Raw genomic sequence first — 15408 nt, forward strand, 5'->3', positions numbered from 1 at the left:
GCTGGCAAGGTATTTGCTGAGTACCTGCAAGGAATCACTGGAACAGGACTCGGATCATGGCTGGCATGCTCAACATCGGTGTCTCGGGCCTCAATGCAGCGCAGGCCCAGCTCAACACCACCAGTCACAACATCACCAATGCGGGGACGACCGGCTATCACCGTCAGACGGTCAGCCAGGGCGCGCGCGAGCCCCTGTTTACCGGCGCAGGCTTCTTCGGCCAGGGCACCAACGTCACCGGCATCACGCGCTCCTACAACCAGTTCCTGGAGGCGCAGGTCACGCAAGCCGACAACCGTCGTGCGCAGTATGCGGCCTACGGTAGCCAGATCGGGCAGATCAACAACCTGCTCGCCGACAGCACCACCGGCCTGTCGCCGGCCCTGGCGAACTTCTTTGCCGGCGTGCAGGAGGTGGCGTCCAACCCGACCAGCGTGGCCGCTCGCCAGTCGCTGATCTCCAACGGCCAGGCGCTGGCCTCGCGCTTCCAGGCGCTCAACACCCGCCTCGAGGAGATCCGCCAGGGCGTCGAGGGCAATCTGGTCCAGACCGTCGAGTCGATCAACACCTACGCCAAGGCCATTGCCGAGATGAACCAGCGCATCGTGGTCGCGCAGGCCGGTGGAGCGGGCACGCCCGCCAACGACCTGCTCGACCAGCGCGACCAGCTGTTGGCCGAACTCAACAAGCTGGTGCAGATCTCGGTGGTGGCCGAGACCGATGGCGCCAAGGCGAACGGCGCAGTGTCGGTCTTCATCGGCTCGGGCCAGCCTCTCGTCCTGCGCGGAACCGTGTCGGAGTTCGAGGTCATCCCGAGCCAGGCCGATCCGAAGCGGGGCGCGATCTCCATGAGGGCACCCGGCGGCAACACCATCGAGATCGCGGAGTCGCTGCTCGGCGGCGGCGAACTCGGGGGGCTGCTCGAGTTCCGCAAGAGCTCGCTCGACCGCGTCCAGAACGAGCTCGGCTTGATTGCCCTGGGCATGGCCAAGGCTTTCAATGACCAGCATGCGCTGGGGGTGACGCTGGAGGGCAGGCTGGGGGACGGCTTCTTCCAGATGCCTCCGATCGGCGTCGTGCCGCAGGGAACCGGCGTGACGGTGGCGCTCACCGATGCGGCGCGCCTGCAGGCGAGCGATTACCAGGTCGTGGGGGAGGGGGCAGGCGGTTTCAGGGTGCGGCGGCTGTCGGACGGCCAGCTCTTTCCGCCGTCGACCGACCCCGCCGCGACCGGCACCTTCCAGGTTGATGGGCTTGCGTTTGCCGGTGGGACCCTGGGCGCAGGCCAGACGGCGCTGGTCCAAGCAACGCGCAATGCGGCGCGCGACATCGCGGTGGCGATCGCGGATCCGCGCTCGGTCGCGGCCGGCAGCCCGGTGATGGCGAACCTGCCGCTCAGCAACCAAGGCACGGCCAAGGCCTCTGGCATCGAGATGCTGAGTGTGGGCGATCTACCCGGTACTGCGCCTGCATTCTCGTCGTTCGCGCTGAGCTTCGACGGCGCCAACCTGAATCTGCCGACCACGGGCGGGTACACGATCCAGCGCCTGCAGTTCCAGCCCAGCAGCGGCGATTGGGTGCCGGTGGGCGGGCCTGCGACCGCGAGTGCCGCCTTCAACCCGACCACCGATGCGTCCGGTGTCCGCTTCCGTATCGCCGAGCCAGGCGGCTACAGCTTCGATGTCGACATCAACGGTGCGCCGCAAAGCGGGGACCGCTTCGACTTTGCGCCCGCTGCCGCGGGCGTGTCGGACAGCCGCAACGCGGTTGCCCTTGGTGCGCTGCAGACCAGGAAGGTACTGCTGGCAGACGCCAACGGCCGGCCGACGGCGACCTTCCAGTCCAGCTACGCGCAGACCGTCAGCACGGTCGGCAACAAGACCCGCGAGGTGCAGGTCAATGAGGCTGCCCAGGATGCCTTGCTGGCGCAGGCGACCACGGCGCGCGACAGCATGTCCGGCGTCAATCTCGACGAGGAGGCTGCCAACCTCGTCCGCTTCCAGCTCGCCTACCAGGCTTCCGCGCGTGTCATGACCGTCGCGCAGCGCCTGTTCGACGAACTCATCAGCATCGGCCGCTGAGCCGGCATCAAGGAGAGCTCATCATGCGTGTTTCGACCAGCATGATCTACGACAAGGGCGTCGGCTCGATCCAGCAGCAGTGGAAGAACATCCTGCAGACCCAGCAGCAGGTGTCGACCGGCCGCCGGGTGCTCACCCCGGCGGACGACCCGATTGCCTCGGCCCGGGCGCTCGAGTTGGGGCAGACAAAGGCGGTCAACAGCCAGTTCTCGGTCAACATCGGCTATGCCGACGATGCCATGAAGCTGCTCGAGTCCCGCCTGCAGAGTGCCGGCAGTGTGCTGCAGTACGCGCGCGAGCGCGCGGTGCAGGCCGGCAATGGCACCCTCGCGTCGGAAGACCTTCGCTACATGGCAGCCGACATGAAGGCGCAGTTCGAGGCCATGCTGGCGCTGGCGAACAGCCAGGATGGCACGGGCGACTACATCTTCGGGGGCTACCGTTCGCAGCAGCAGCCCTACAGCGGCGGCTTGTCCGGGGTGGCCTACAACGGCGACCAGGGCGAGCGTAGCATCCAGGTCTCGGCGTCGCGCTACATGGCGGTCAGCCTGCCGGGCTCGGACGTATTCGATCGCACGCTGGCGCTGAGCCCGGCGTCGATCAAGGTGTACTCGAGCACCGGCGCTGCAGGTGCCGATGGTCCCGCCGTCACCGCGGTCGACGCGAGTGCCGTGCGCGAGGGCACGCGCTACCAGTTCGAATACGACGCCCTCGCGGCAAGCTACTCGGTCACCCGCATCGGCCAGGACGGCCAGCCCGTGGCGCCGAGCCCGGGGAGCTTCGCGATCGGCAGCACCCCCACGATCGACGGCATCACCTTCGACCTCTCCGCGACGCCGGCCGCAAGCCCCGCTGCGTATGAGGTCTTCGTGCCCTCGACCAATCTGCTCAACAATATGGCGATGTTTGCCGCAGCCCTGGAAAAGCCGGGTGTGTCGGGCATGACCGGCGCAGTTGCGTTCGCGCTCGAGACCTTCGATGCCGGCCAGGAAAGCCTGCTCAGGACGCGCGCCCAGATCGGTTCGCAGCTCACCGAGACCGAGGCGCTGGCCAATCTCGGCAGTGATCTCGATCTCCAGTATGCGACCACGCTGTCGGGCCTGCAGGATGTCGATTACGCCGAGGCGATCTCGCGGCTGACGCAGCAGCAGACCTACCTGCAGGCGGCGCAGCAGTCGTTCATGCGGGTGTCGGGCTTGTCCTTGTTCAACTATCTCAACTGAGGCCGATCATGCGTACCGTTCTCGCCCTGAGCGTAGCGGCTTGCCTGACGGCCTGCGCGTCCGGCCAGGAGGCTCAGGTCCGCGACACCGGGCCTGCGCCCGCGCAGGTCGCCATCGAGCAGGCAGGCCCGGCTGCGGCGGTCGTGGGCGGCGCGATGATGTTGAGCGAGCTCAAGATGCTCAAGCCCGAGTACATCGCAGGTGCCCTGGTCGCCTTCGCGATCTACGACCCGCTAGCGCCGACGTGGCGGATCGAGGTGCGCGAGGCTGGGCGTGACCGGGTGCGCATGACGCTGCGTATGAAGGCGCTCAATACCGGTGGTGACGGCGAGGCGCGGCAGGTCGTTGCGCGCAATGCGCGCGATATCGTAGAGGCCGGCGGCTTCGCAGGCTACGAAGTGGTTCATTACGAGGAGGGCGTGGAATCGACTCGGCCTTTTGCCCGCCGCTACGCAAACGCCGAGATCCGATTCGTGCGCTCGCACATGTTCCCGACGCTCTGAAGCGCACGGACGCGCCAGCGGTTCAGCGCGTCGGCGCGGGAAGGGGGGCGAGGGCGTCGAGCAGCATCGATATGCTGTCGAAGCCGCGCTCGAACAGGCTTTGCAGTACCGGTGCGAAGTTGGTCATGAGCCACAGCAGGCCGACAAAGCCGGCGGTGAGCGTGACCGGGAAACCGACCGCGAACAGGTTCAGCTGCGGTGCCGCGCGTGTGAGCACGCCGAGCGAGATGTTGGCCACGAGCAGCATGCCGATGATCGGCATGGCCAGCAGCAGGCCGGCAGTGAATACCGTGACGCCGGTGCGCGCGATGAAGGCCCAGCCGTCCGCACGGATCAGCTCGACGCTCACCGGCAGCCATTCGAAGCTGCGCACCATGATCTCCAGCAGCACCAGGTGGCCGTTGGCGGCGAGGAAGAGCAGGGTGGCGAGCAGGTTGAGGAAGTCGGACAGCACTGCCGTCTGGCCGCCGGCATCGGGGTCGAAGAAGATCGCGAACGACAGCCCCATCTGCATGCCGATGAGCGCGCCTGCCATGTCCACCGCGGCAAACACGATGCGCATCATGAAGCCCATGGCGATGCCGATGAAGACCTGCTGACCGAAGATCACCAGCCCCAGGCCGGAATTGGGCGGCACCTCCGGCATCGGCGGCATGACCGGCAGCACGGCGAGTGCTACGGCGATCCCGGTGGCAAGGCGGATGCGCATTGGCACGCCGCGGTTGGCGAAGATCGGCGCGGACGTGAACAGACCCAGCAGGCGCCCGAGCGGGAACATCAGCGCCGCGAGCCAGGCGTCGAGCTGGGCAGCTGTTACGCTGAGCATCGGGGGACTGCAGTGCGGGGGCGGTCGGCGCGGCGCGCGGGCGCTAGCCGATCATCACCGGGATCGAGCTGATCAGCCGGCGCATGAAGTCGGTCAGCAGGGTGATCATCCACGGGCCGGCAAGCACGAGGGTGACGAAGATCGCAACCAGCTTGGGCACGAAGGAGAGCGTCATCTCGTTGATCTGGGTCGCTGCCTGGAAGATGCTGATGATCAGACCGGTTGCAAGCGCGGCGATGAACAGCGGCGCCGACACCATGAGGGTGACTTCGACGGCCTGGCGCCCGAGTTCGATGACGGCGGTGGGGGTCATGGTGATTCTCCTGAGGGCAGCCGTCAGACGGCAAAGCTCTGTACCAGAGAGCCAATGAGCAGTGTCCAGCCGTCGACGAGTACGAAAAGCATGATCTTGAACGGCAGCGAGACGATCACCGGCGACATCATCATCATGCCCATGGACATCAGCACCGAGGCGACCACCATGTCGATGATGATGAAGGGGATGAAGATGATGAAGCCGATCTGAAAGGCGGTCTTGAGCTCGGAGGTCACGAAGGCCGGGATCACCACGCGCATCGGCAGGTCCTCCGCCTTGTCCACCGCCGGAACTTCGGCAAGCCTGGCGAACAGGTCGAGATCCGGCTCACGCACCTGCTTGAGCATGAAGGCCTTGACCGGTACGGAGGCGCGCTCGAGTGCCTCGTCAAACTGGATGACACCCTCCGACATGGGCAGGTAGGCATCGGTGTAGACGCGCTCGGCAACCGGGGACATGATGAAGAAGGTCAGGAACAGCGCCAGCCCGAGCAGCACCTGGTTTGGCGGCGCGGTCTGCGTGCCCATGGCCTGACGCAGCAGCGAGAACACGATGATGATGCGGGTGAAGCTGGTCATCATCAGCACCATTGCCGGGATGAAGCTCAGCAGCGTCATCAGCAACAGCGTCTGGATGGTGAGGCTGTAGGTGGTGCCGCCGCCAGGGGCATCGGTGGTTGTCAGCGCGGGCAAGGCCTGGGCGGTGGCCAGCAGCGGCAGCCCTGCGAGCAGGCAGCCCAGGATCAGCTGGCGGCCGACCGCCGGGCAAGGCTTGCGGCCCGGTTCAGCTCGCATTGCGGTGCTCCGATGCCTGCTTGAGCCAGCTGGCGAAGCTGCGCCCGGGCGGTGTTGCCTGTCCGGACGCATCCTGTCCCTGCGGCAGTTCGCTGCGCTTGAGTTCATGAAGCTTGGTCACCGAGCCGGGCGCGACGCCGAGCACCAGCACCTGCTCGCCGAGTTCGACCAGGACCACGCGCTCGCGCGGGCCGACGGCAGCGGCGCCCAGCACCTTCATCGCGGCGGCGCTGCCACGCGGTGCGCCCAGGCGGCGGATCGCCCACAGGCTGGCGAGCAGGACGGCGATCACCGCAGCCAGGCCAAGTGCCATCTGCACCAGGCTGGCGCCCAGTTCGGGCACGGGTGCGCCCTGCGCGAGCGTCGCGCCCGGGCTCGCAGCGAGCAGGGCCATCACAGCATGTCGAGCGCGCAAGGTGGGGTGTCGGGCAGGCATCGGGTGCTCAGTTGCGGATCTTCCGCATGCGTTCGGCAGGCGTGATGATGTCGGTCAGGCGAATACCGAACTTGTCGTTTACGACGACGACTTCACCCTGCGCGATCAGGGTGCCGTTGACGAGGACGTCCATCGGCTCGCCGGCCAGGCCGTCGAGCTCGACCACCGAGCCGTGGGCCAGTTGCAGCAGGTTGCGGATCGACAGCTTCGTGCGTCCCAGCTCCACGGTGATCTGCACCGGGATGTCCAGGATCATGTCGAAGTCGTTGAGCGAGTTCTGCTTGTCGCCGCTGCCACCGAACTCCTCGAACAGCTGGCTTGCCGGCTTGGCCTGGTAGGGCGAGCTGTCCATCGCCGCCGCCGCGAGTTCGGCCGCGACACGCTCAGCCTCGCCGTCTCCGCCCGATTCGGCAGACGCCTGTTCCATCATTGCTGCCGCCCAGTCGTCCTCGCTGATCGGAATGTCATTCGAATTGTCATCAGCCATCTTGTTCTCCGGGTTGGCTGGGGATGTCGCCTTCGTCTGCACGGACAAACTGCGTGAGCTTGACCGCGTAGCGTCCGTTCTTGGTGCCGTGGTGGCACTTGAAGACGGGCACGCCGTCCACTTCGGTGACCAGCTCGGCAGGGACGTTGAGCGGGATGACATCGCCGACCCGCATCTCGACGATGTCGCGCAGCCTCAGGCCGGCGGTACCGAAATTGCAGGTCAGGGCCACGTCGACGGTCTGCAGCTGACGTGTCAGCAGCTTGATCCATCGGCGGTCCGACGTCAGCTGGTCGCTCTGCATGGTCGAGTAGAGCAGATCGCGAATCGGCTCGAGCATGGAGTAGGGGAAGCAGATGTGCATTTCTGCTGGTGAGCCGCCGAGCTCGATCGTGAAACTGGTCGCGACCACCACCTCCGATGGGGTGGCGATGTTGGCGAACTGCGAGTTCATCTCCGAGCGCACGTATTCCAGATTGAACTTGAATACCGGCGCCCAGGCGCGGGCATATTCGGTGAACACCACATTGAGCATGCCCTGGATGATGCGCTGCTCGGTCGGGGTGAAGTCGCGCCCCTCGACGCGGGTGTGGAAGCGCCCGTCGCCGCCGAACATGTTGTCCACCACCAGGAAGACAAGGTTCGGGTCGAAGATCATCAAGCCCGTGCCGCGCAGCGGGCGGGCCGTCACCAGGTTGAGGTTGGTGGGGACGACCAGGTTGCGGATGAACTCGGCGTACTTCTGTACCTTGATCGGGCCGACCGAAACCTCGACGTTGCGGTGCATGTAGTTGAACAGGCCGATGCGCAGATAGCGTGCGAAGCGCTCGTTGATGAGCTCGAGCGTGGGCATGCGCCCACGCACGATGCGCTCCTGCGTCGCCATGTTGTAGGGCCGGGTGCCCTTGGTGTCGCTCTCGTCCTGAGGCTGCTCGTCCGACTCCCCGGTGACGCCCCGCAGCAGGGCATCAACTTCTTCCTGGGAGAGAAAGTCCGAGGACATGGTTCAGCGTCCTACTGGATGATGAAGGAGGTGAAGAGCACCGCCTGGACGGGGCCATTGGGGATGGGGCGTCCGCTGGCGTCGCGTACCGGCTGGAAACCCAGCGCTTCGTTGACCTGCTGGGTGATCTCCAGCGACAGCGATTCACGCCCTTCGACGGTGGCGACCTCCGAAGGCAGCTTGGAAGACAGCAGCAGGTTGATGCGGTGGCGGATTTCCGGCATGAAGGCCTTGAGCGTGGCCTCCATGGTGGCATCGGCAATGCGCATCACGGCCACGACCTGGAGGTAGTGATCGCCCTCGTCCCGGCGCAGGTTGACGGTGAAGGCGTCGAGCGGGACGAAGGTCGGCGGCTTGGTAAGGTCGACCGTGCCCGCAGTCTGCAACTGCGCCTGCGCTTGCGGGGCGGCAGTCGGAGCCGCTGCGGCCTCGTCTGCGCCCTTGTCCTTGCCGCCCTTGAGCAGCACCAAGGCACCGACGCCGAGCGCGATGAGGATGAGTACCACGAGCAGCAAGATGACGATGATCAGCCCGAGTTTGCCCTTCTTCTTGGGGACCTCATCGCCATCGTCCGTCTTTGCCGGTGCCTTCGCCATGCCTTTCTCCTTGTATACGAATCAAATTATCAGGGAGGGGCACGCAAGCCAAAGCGCCGATAAGTGGGGCAGAGCAGCCCCAATTCGCGCGCTTCAGGCGAAGGTGTCCACCATCCCCGTCTGCTCTTTCACCCAGGCGCTGCTGCCGCCTGGCGTTGTGCCCGCGGCGAGGCCTTCGCCCTCGCCAGCTCCACGACCCTGCTCGCGGCCCGCAGTCTCGCCGTCTCCGCCCTGCTGGCCGGAGGTGCTGACGTCCGCATTGCCCAGCATGATGCCAGCCTGCTCGAGGATTTCGCGCAGTTGCGGCATGGCACGCTCGAGTGCGTCGCGTGCTGCCTGGCTCGAGGCGACAAACTGCGCAGTCGTCAGGTCGCCGTTGAGGCTGATCGACACCTCGAGCTTGCCCAGGTTCGGCGGTGTCAGCACGAGTTCCGCCTTGCTCTCGGCGCGGCCGAGCATCCAGCGCACCTGGTTGCCGACGTCCTCGGCCCAGGCCTGCTGGCCCACCGGGGTGGGGACGTGCAGCTGCGTGGCAGCCTGCATGCCCTGGGTTGGACGCAGCACCTGCGTTGATGCGTGCAGGTGCATGGCGCTGCCCTGCAGCTGGGTGTGGGCGTCGGCGCCGTCCCTGGCCAGGGACGGATTTGCGTCCGCCGTGCGCAGCGCGGCCATGGTCGCCGACACGGCATTCGTCACGACTGCCTTGGCCTGGAGCTCGGGGGTGGTCTGGGCCTCGGCGGCATTCTTGCCCAGCCCTGCCAGCGCGGACGCATTATGCGGTGATTTCTTGCCGCCGTTGGCGTTCGCGAGCAGGCTGTCCGTGCCGTCTTCCACGACCTTGTTGTCCCGCTGTCCGGCGAGCAGGGCGGCAATGGCTGCCGGCAACCCGGCAAGCGAGGCCGGTACGGACGTATCGGCGTTGCTGCCGGACTCGGCCTGCTGAGATTCGGGCTGCGAGCCTGTCTGCTCGCGTGCCGCTTCGGTACTGCCGGCACTGTTTGCTGACTGTGTTGCAGGCCGCGCATCTGCCGGCTGGGTTGAGTCAGCCTGGCGCTCGCCGGTGGAGGAGGCTGGGCGCTCGCGTGCGGAGGCCTCCCGGCTGGGGCTTGTGGTCTTGCGCTCCGGGCCGGGGCTGTCGGGCGTGCGCGGGCCATCGTTGCGGGGACGCTCGGGCATGCGGCTTTGCAGGGTCTGGGAGAAGACGTCTGCGCGGACACCGCCACGGTTGTCGCTGCGCGCGCTGCGGGCAGAGGTCGAGGCGGTTTCGGACTGGCCGGTGAGCAGGCTCACGGCCGAGGTCTGGGTGCGCGCGGGGGCGTATGCGGAAGGCAGTGCAGACATATCATGGTCCCTTACTGGCAGGCGGTGATCGAAGGATCCGCTGAACAGCCTGAAGCAAGGTTTATGCCATCAAGGGTGAGCGGCTTTATGCCAGCTCGTCATCGTCGTTGCCGTCGCTGTGGTACCTGCGCGCAGCATGCTCGTCGGCCTGCTTTTGCTCTCGCCTGGCCTCGGCCCGGTTCAGTGCGGACTGATGCCGTTGCGAGAGTGTGTCGAAGGCCTTCAGACGCGAATGCTGGGCGATCCAGCTCTGCTGGCCCTGTGCCGTGCGCACCTGCGATTGCTCGACGAGCTTGCGCTGGGCCGTGATGGCCTCGTCGAGCTTGCCCATGAAGGCACTGAAGTTGCGCCAGGCGTCGGGGCTCATGCCGTCGCGCGCGGCCTGCATGAAACGCTCGTTGTATTCCGCACGGTAGGCCTCGAGCATCTCGAGCTTCTGGGCCTGGTCGCGTTCTGCGGCGACGAGTTCGCCCAGCTTGCGGGCGGCTTCGTCTGTCCGGGTGGCGGCAAGGTCAAGCAAGGGCTGGAGATGGAAACGCGAAGTCATCGGTTGCCGGTCGGTGGGCTGCGGTCGGGAATCCCGATTGTATATCGTCATTGCCCGGTTACCGAACCGGCGCTGCCGCGTATCGTCGGGTGTGGCGCGGCCGGCCGGCCTCAGCCGAATACTCCGGCCAGTTTCTGGAGCGCGCCGTCATGTGTCTCGCGCTCGTTGATGCCCTGCTGCAGGAAGGCTTCCAGCTTGGGGTACAGGCGCACTGCGGCGTCGAGCACCGCGTCCCCGCCGGCCTGGTAGGCGCCTACGGCAATGAGGTCGCGTGAGCGCTGGTAGCGCGAGAACAGCTGCTTGAACTGACGTACCACGGCGAAGTGATCGTCGCCAACAAGGTTGTGCATCGCGCGTGAGATCGACTGCTCGATGTCGATGGCAGGGTAATGGCCTTGGTCGGCGAGGTTGCGCGAGAGCACGAAGTGCCCGTCGAGGATTGCCCTGGCCGAGTCGGCGATCGGGTCTTGCTGGTCGTCACCCTCGGCAAGTACGGTGTAGAACGCGGTGATCGAACCGCCGCCTTCGGGGCCGTTGCCCGCGCGCTCGACCAGCGCGGGCAGCTTGGCGAACACACTGGGAGGATAGCCGCGCGTCACCGGGGGCTCGCCGATGGCCAGCGCGATCTCGCGCTGGGCCATCGCGTAGCGGGTCAGCGAGTCCATGATCAGCAGCACCTGCTTGCCACGGTCGCGAAAGTGCTCGGCCACGGTCGTTGCATAGGCGGCGCCCTGCAGACGCATCAGCGGGCTGGTGTCGGCTGGTGCCGCAACCACTACGGAGCGTGCGAGGCCTTCGGCGCCAAGGCTCTGGTCAATGAACTCCTTCACTTCGCGGCCCCGTTCGCCGATCAGGCCGACGACGATCACGTCCGCTTCGGTGTAGCGCGCCATCATCCCGATCAGGACCGATTTGCCGACGCCGGAGCCGGCGAACAGGCCCAGGCGTTGTCCGCGCCCGACGGTCAGCAGCGCATTGATGGCGCGGATGCCGACGTCGAGCGGCTGGGTGATCGGTGCCCGCGACAGCGGGTTGATGGCGCGGCCTTGCAGCGAGCGCGTCTCCTGGGTGCCGAGTGGGCCGCGGCCGTCGAGCGGGCGGCCGGCGCCGTCCACTACCCGGCCGAGCAACGCGTCGCCGACTGGCAGGTGCTTGGCGCGGTCGGCGGCGCGCCGGCGCGGCCCGATGCGCCGCCCGGGCACGAGGCGCGGTACGCCGACCTCGATCGGCAGTACCCTCGCCCCCGGAGCGAGACCGAAGACGTCGTCGGTCGGCATCATGTACAACTTGTCGCCGTTGAACCCCACGACCTCTGCGTCGACCGAACCGCCTCCCGGTACCAGGATGCGGCAACCGGCGCCCAGCGGCAGCTTGATGCCGGCGGCCTCCATGACCAGGCCGTTGATGCGCGTGAGGCGGCCCGATGTCTCGAGCGGGCTGCAGTCTTCCACCAGGCGACGACCGTCGGCGAGGAAGCTGCGCCACAGGGCTGTGTGTGGGTTCATGCGCCGGGTGACTCCGTGCCAGTTGCGCGCGGTCGTTGCACCCCGTCTTCGTCGTCCGGCGGGGGAAGGGCGGTCGAGTTGCCGTCGTCGGGCTCGGGCTGAAGGGGGGGCTGCGGTGCCCCGTCCGCGTCGTCTGTTGCCAGCCCGGCGGTGTCTGTCGTTGCCCACGCCGCTTTCTCGTGGCCTATCGACTCGAGCACACGCCGCCAGCGTGTCTGCAGGGTTGCGTCCACCAGCGTGCCTTGGCCTTCGACACGACATTCTCCGCGCTGAAGGCGCAGGTCCTCATGCAGGCGGTGGCCGCCGTGCGCGAACTGGTCGCCTGCATTCCTGCGCACGAGATCCAGGTCCTCGGGGTGGAGATGGATCTGCGCATGTCCCTGGGGCAGTTGGAGCAAGGCTTCGCGGACGGTGTCGAGTATGCTTTCGGGGTGGTGTTCGAGGGTGACCCGGACGATACGCCGCGCCATTTCGATGGCGAGCGCCATGACCTCTTCGGCGACCTCGGCATCGAGGGTCTGCATGGCGTCCTCGAGCGCGGCCACCAGCTGTGCGACCCGGGCCGCTTCCGCCGCTGCCAGTGCGTGGCCTTCCTCGTAGCCCTGCCTGCGTCCGGCCTCCAGGCCTTCGGCCAAGCCTTCTCGCCGGCCCTCCTCGAAGCCGGCCCGGCGTACTTCCTCGTGCATGCGCTCGATTTCCTCCGCCGTGGGCAGGCGGAAGTCCGGCGGCAGTTGCGGCACTTCTGGTGCGGCGGCCGGCGACGGGGGAGGCGGCGGGGGCGCAGGGGCGTCGAGTGCGTTGGCGGCCTGCGCCTCGGCGTCATCGCCCCTGGCGCCATCGGCCTTGGCGTCGAAGTCGGCGGGCGTCCAGCGCCTGTAGGCGCCAACGGCCTGGTGGCGGGAGATGCTCATGCCGCTTCCCGGGGCTCAGCGCTCGTGCGCGGATCAAACGAAGCCATCGTCTCCGCCCTTGCCGCCGAGCATGATCTGGCCTTCCTCGGCCAGGCGGCGGACGATCTTGAGGATCTCCTTCTGCTCGGCCTCGACCTCGGACAAGCGCACCGGGCCGCGGGTTTCGAGGTCTTCGCGCAGCATCTCGGCCGCTCGGCTCGACATGTTCTTGAAGACCTTTTCGCGCAGGTCAGGCTGTGCCCCCTTGAGCGCGATGATGAGCGAGTCGGACTGGACTTCGCGCAGCAGGGTCTGGATGCCGCGGTCGTCGATGTCGAGCAGGTTCTCGAATACGAACATCTCGTCGAGAATCTTCTGTGCCAGGTCCGGGTCGTATTCGCGGACGTTGTCGATGACCGCCGTCTCGTGCGTCGATCCGACGAAGTTGAGGATCTCGGCCGCATGGCGTATGCCGCCCATTGCCGCCTTCTTGACGCTGGACGCGCCCGAAAGCATTCGCGTCAGCGCATCGTTGAGCTCCTTGAGCGCCGAGGGCTGCACACCGTCGAGGGTGGCGATGCGCAGCACAACGTCGTTGCGCAGGCGGTCGTTGAAGTGCTTGAGGATCTCACCCGCCTGGTCATACTCCAGGTGAACGAGGATGGTGGCGATGATCTGCGGGTGCTCGTTCTTGATCAGGTCGGCGGCTGTCGCTGCGTCCATCCATTTCAGGCTTTCGATGCCCGCCGTGTCCGAGCCGCTCATCATGCGTGCGAGGAGATGTCCGGCGCGTTCGTCGCCGAGCGCCTTGGTAAGCATCTCGCGCAACTGGGCTTCGTCGGGCTGGATCATCGCGCCCTTGCCGAAGTGCGCGTCGACCTCGTCGAGCAGGGGGAGCACGCGTTCGCGTGTGTGGCCGGGCATTTCGGCCATCTTCAGGCTGAGCTTCTGCACCTCGCGCGGGCCGAGCTGGCGCAGCACTTCTGCGGCTGCATCAGGGCCGAGGGTGAGCAGCAGCATGGCGGCCTTCTCTAGGCCTTCTTCAGGCGTGGTCACTTGCGCGCCTCCTCATTCGTGCCCATCCAGCTCTTGAGCAGATTGGCCATGGTCTTCGGGTCGTCGCGGGCGAGCTGGCGGATGCGCTCGAGACGCTCCTCGAAGGTCTCTTCGGCTTCGCCCGACAGCGTGACCCGCACGCCTTCCTCGTCCTCGCCGAGGGCCGCCTCTCCTTCCTCGCCTGCGGCGGACTCGGGTGCGGGCGGTGGCGGCAGCACGGTGCGCAGCAGGGGGCGGATCACGCCGAAGTAGGCGAGCAGCACCACCAGCAGCACGAGCAGCCAGTTCAGGCCTTCCTTGCCGAGCTCGATGATCTCCGGATCCTTCCACAGCGGCAGGGCGGGCTCGGCCCCATCGTCGGCGAAGGGGCTGTTGGCCACGTTGATGCTGTCGCCGCGATCGGCGTTGTAGCCGACCGCCTCGCGCACCAGGTTGGTGATGCGGGCGATCTCTTCATCGGTGAGCGGGACGCTCGTCGGCGTACCGTCTGTGCCCGGGACGTTGCGGTTGTTGACGACGACGGCCACCGACAGGCGTTTGACCTGTCCTACCGCCTGCCTGATGTGCTGGATGTTGCGGTCGAGTTCGTAGTTGAGCACCGCGCTGCGGTTGCTGCTGACGTTTGCCGCGCCGATGCCGCCCGGGCCACCCGCGACCGGCGGGGCGGTGAGGGGCGCCGTGGCCGGCACCGGGGGCTGGTTGGTGAGCGCGCCGGGCACGCCTTGCGGCCCCTGCAGCGGGTTGATCGACTCGCTCGTCTGCTGGCTGCGGATGGCCTGGTCGGGGGAGGGGTTGGGCTTGAAGGTCTCTGCAGTCTGTTCGACCTGGTTGAAGTCGACGTCGGCGGCGACCTGGGCGCGGAAGTTGTCCTTGCCTACCATGGGAATCAGGATGTTCTCGATGCGCTCGATGAAGGCCTTCTCCATCGCCCGCACGTATTCGAGCTGGCGCGCATTGAGCCCGGCATTCATGAGCGGATCGGCCTGCTCGGTGAGCAGGCTGCCATTCTGGTCGATGATCTTGACGCCATCGGCGGTCATGCGCGGCACGCTCGACGACACCAGATGCACGATGCCGGCGACCTGGTTCTGGCTCAGAACCCGGCCCGGACGCATGTTGACCATCACCGAGGCGGTCGGGCGCTGTTCGTCGCGCAGGAAGGAGGTCTGCTTGGGCATTGCCAGGTGGACCCGGGCACCCGCGACCGCATCGATCGACTGCACGGTGCGCGACAACTCGCCTTCGAGCGCGCGCTGGAAATTGACCTGCTCATTGAACTGCGAGATGCCCAGCTTCTGCCCGTCCATCAGTTCGAAGCCTGCCAGCCCGCCCTTGGGCAAGCCTTCGGCTGCCAGGCGCAGCCGTGTCTCGTGAACCTGCGCCTGCGGAACGAGGATCGCGCTGCCGTTGGCAGACATGCGGTAGGGCACGTTCTGTTGCTGCAGGGCGGTGATGATCTGGCCGCCGTCGCGCTCATCGAGGTTGGAGAAAAGTACGGCGTAGTCGGGCGCCCGGTTCCATAGCAGCACGCCCACCACGAGCGCGATTGCAAGCGCGATCGCAGCGGCGGCGGCCAGCTTCTGCCGTTGCGACAGCGCGTTGATGTTCTGCATTGCCTGCTGCAGCCGGGAATCCGCTGCTGCGGGTGCGGTGCCTGGTGGGAGCTCTGCGGTATTGTCTGCTGCGGCCATGGTGGCTGTCCTGTCGCGTGCGCTTCTTCCGATGGCGGCATTGTCCGCCTGCCGCTGCAAGTCCCGTGATTCGATAAGCGGCATTTTTTGCCGCCTGTTTGCCGGCTAAGATA

General features: G+C 66.7%; 16 protein-coding genes. 3 read left to right on the top strand and 13 right to left on the bottom strand.

Going from position 1 to position 15408, the window contains the following annotated elements; translation table 11 throughout:
- Positions 1–56: 56 nt before the first annotated feature.
- The 3 genes from flgK to C662_RS01655 are packed head-to-tail and all read left to right on the top strand — an operon-like array spanning position 57 to position 3807.
- Entirely contained in the window at positions 57–2081 is a 2025-nt protein-coding gene (gene flgK, locus C662_RS01645; RefSeq protein WP_002924041.1) for a flagellar hook-associated protein FlgK, read from the top strand.
- Between the two features lie 23 nt (positions 2082–2104).
- Positions 2105–3304, top strand: coding sequence for a flagellar hook-associated protein FlgL (gene flgL / locus C662_RS01650; protein WP_002924043.1), 1200 nt, complete (start codon positions 2105–2107; stop codon positions 3302–3304).
- 8 nt (positions 3305–3312) lie between these two features.
- Positions 3313–3807 carry a hypothetical protein gene (locus C662_RS01655; protein ID WP_002924046.1) on the top strand — a complete coding sequence of 165 codons (495 nt, stop codon included), beginning with the start codon at positions 3313–3315 and terminating at the stop codon, positions 3805–3807.
- Between the two features lie 22 nt (positions 3808–3829).
- On the opposite strand, the gene fliR is transcribed toward C662_RS01655, so the two are convergent.
- The 13 genes from fliR to fliF form a co-directional block, all read right to left on the bottom strand.
- Positions 3830–4633, bottom strand: a complete 804-nt coding sequence (gene fliR / locus C662_RS01660; protein WP_002924049.1) for a flagellar biosynthetic protein FliR — start codon at positions 4631–4633, stop codon at positions 3830–3832.
- 43 nt (positions 4634–4676) lie between these two features.
- A complete protein-coding gene (fliQ, locus tag C662_RS01665; RefSeq protein WP_002924051.1) occupies positions 4677–4946 on the bottom strand; it encodes a flagellar biosynthesis protein FliQ in 270 nt (89 codons plus the stop codon).
- 23 nt (positions 4947–4969) lie between these two features.
- A complete protein-coding gene (gene fliP / locus C662_RS01670) occupies positions 4970–5743 on the bottom strand; it encodes a flagellar type III secretion system pore protein FliP (RefSeq protein ID WP_002924056.1) in 774 nt (257 codons plus the stop codon).
- Positions 5733–6137, bottom strand: coding sequence for a flagellar biosynthetic protein FliO (fliO, locus tag C662_RS01675; protein ID WP_002924057.1), 405 nt, complete (start codon positions 6135–6137; stop codon positions 5733–5735). The genes fliP and fliO overlap by 11 nt, the downstream gene beginning before the upstream one ends.
- Before the next feature lie 49 nt (positions 6138–6186).
- Positions 6187–6666 (bottom strand): flagellar motor switch protein FliN, encoded by a 480-nt coding sequence (fliN, locus tag C662_RS01680; protein WP_002924059.1) that lies wholly within the window; start codon positions 6664–6666, stop codon positions 6187–6189.
- The gene (gene fliM, locus C662_RS01685; protein WP_002924061.1) at positions 6659–7669 is read right to left on the bottom strand and encodes a flagellar motor switch protein FliM; all 1011 of its coding nucleotides are present in this window, start codon (positions 7667–7669) and stop codon (positions 6659–6661) included. The genes fliN and fliM overlap by 8 nt, the downstream gene beginning before the upstream one ends.
- Positions 7670–7680: 11 nt before the next feature.
- On the bottom strand, positions 7681–8265 hold the full coding sequence (locus C662_RS01690; RefSeq protein WP_002924063.1) for a flagellar basal body-associated FliL family protein: 585 nt from the start codon (positions 8263–8265) through the stop codon (positions 7681–7683).
- Between the two features lie 93 nt (positions 8266–8358).
- A complete protein-coding gene (locus C662_RS01695) occupies positions 8359–9606 on the bottom strand; it encodes a flagellar hook-length control protein FliK (protein WP_002924065.1) in 1248 nt (415 codons plus the stop codon).
- Between the two features lie 85 nt (positions 9607–9691).
- Positions 9692–10153, bottom strand: coding sequence for a flagellar export protein FliJ (gene fliJ, locus C662_RS01700; RefSeq protein ID WP_002924072.1), 462 nt, complete (start codon positions 10151–10153; stop codon positions 9692–9694).
- A 110-nt stretch (positions 10154–10263) separates the two neighbouring features.
- Positions 10264–11658: a flagellar protein export ATPase FliI gene (gene fliI, locus C662_RS01705; RefSeq protein ID WP_002924080.1), complete on the bottom strand. Its 1395-nt coding sequence runs from the start codon at positions 11656–11658 to the stop codon at positions 10264–10266.
- Positions 11655–12569, bottom strand: coding sequence for a flagellar assembly protein FliH (locus C662_RS01710; protein ID WP_002924083.1), 915 nt, complete (start codon positions 12567–12569; stop codon positions 11655–11657). The genes fliI and C662_RS01710 overlap by 4 nt, the downstream gene beginning before the upstream one ends.
- Positions 12570–12602: 33 nt before the next feature.
- Complete coding sequence (gene fliG / locus C662_RS01715; RefSeq protein ID WP_002924085.1) at positions 12603–13604, bottom strand: flagellar motor switch protein FliG; 1002 nt, start codon at positions 13602–13604, stop codon at positions 12603–12605.
- Entirely contained in the window at positions 13601–15295 is a 1695-nt protein-coding gene (gene fliF, locus C662_RS01720) for a flagellar basal-body MS-ring/collar protein FliF (RefSeq protein ID WP_002924086.1), read from the bottom strand. The genes fliG and fliF overlap by 4 nt, the downstream gene beginning before the upstream one ends.
- Between the last annotated feature and the right edge of the window lie 113 nt (positions 15296–15408).

The organism is Thauera sp. 28 (genome assembly GCF_000310145.2).
GTDB classification, from domain to species: Bacteria; Pseudomonadota; Gammaproteobacteria; order Burkholderiales; family Rhodocyclaceae; genus Thauera; species Thauera mechernichensis.

What these genes read in the sequence shown, in the direction of transcription:
- flgK (WP_002924041.1), top strand. Translation starts at nt 57, where the DNA reads ATGGCTGGCATGCTCAACATCGGTGTCTCGGGCCTCAATGCAGCGCAG.
- flgL (WP_002924043.1), top strand. Translation starts at nt 2,105, where the DNA reads ATGCGTGTTTCGACCAGCATGATCTACGACAAGGGCGTCGGCTCGATC.
- C662_RS01655 (WP_002924046.1), top strand. Translation starts at nt 3,313, where the DNA reads ATGCGTACCGTTCTCGCCCTGAGCGTAGCGGCTTGCCTGACGGCCTGC.
- fliR (WP_002924049.1), bottom strand. Translation starts at nt 4,633, where the DNA reads ATGCTCAGCGTAACAGCTGCCCAGCTCGACGCCTGGCTCGCGGCGCTG.
- fliQ (WP_002924051.1), bottom strand. Translation starts at nt 4,946, where the DNA reads ATGACCCCCACCGCCGTCATCGAACTCGGGCGCCAGGCCGTCGAAGTC.
- fliP (WP_002924056.1), bottom strand. Translation starts at nt 5,743, where the DNA reads ATGCGAGCTGAACCGGGCCGCAAGCCTTGCCCGGCGGTCGGCCGCCAG.
- fliO (WP_002924057.1), bottom strand. Translation starts at nt 6,137, where the DNA reads ATGGCCCTGCTCGCTGCGAGCCCGGGCGCGACGCTCGCGCAGGGCGCA.
- fliN (WP_002924059.1), bottom strand. Translation starts at nt 6,666, where the DNA reads ATGGCTGATGACAATTCGAATGACATTCCGATCAGCGAGGACGACTGG.
- fliM (WP_002924061.1), bottom strand. Translation starts at nt 7,669, where the DNA reads ATGTCCTCGGACTTTCTCTCCCAGGAAGAAGTTGATGCCCTGCTGCGG.
- C662_RS01690 (WP_002924063.1), bottom strand. Translation starts at nt 8,265, where the DNA reads ATGGCGAAGGCACCGGCAAAGACGGACGATGGCGATGAGGTCCCCAAG.
- C662_RS01695 (WP_002924065.1), bottom strand. Translation starts at nt 9,606, where the DNA reads ATGTCTGCACTGCCTTCCGCATACGCCCCCGCGCGCACCCAGACCTCG.
- fliJ (WP_002924072.1), bottom strand. Translation starts at nt 10,153, where the DNA reads ATGACTTCGCGTTTCCATCTCCAGCCCTTGCTTGACCTTGCCGCCACC.
- fliI (WP_002924080.1), bottom strand. Translation starts at nt 11,658, where the DNA reads ATGAACCCACACACAGCCCTGTGGCGCAGCTTCCTCGCCGACGGTCGT.
- C662_RS01710 (WP_002924083.1), bottom strand. Translation starts at nt 12,569, where the DNA reads ATGAGCATCTCCCGCCACCAGGCCGTTGGCGCCTACAGGCGCTGGACG.
- fliF (WP_002924086.1), bottom strand. Translation starts at nt 15,295, where the DNA reads ATGGCCGCAGCAGACAATACCGCAGAGCTCCCACCAGGCACCGCACCC.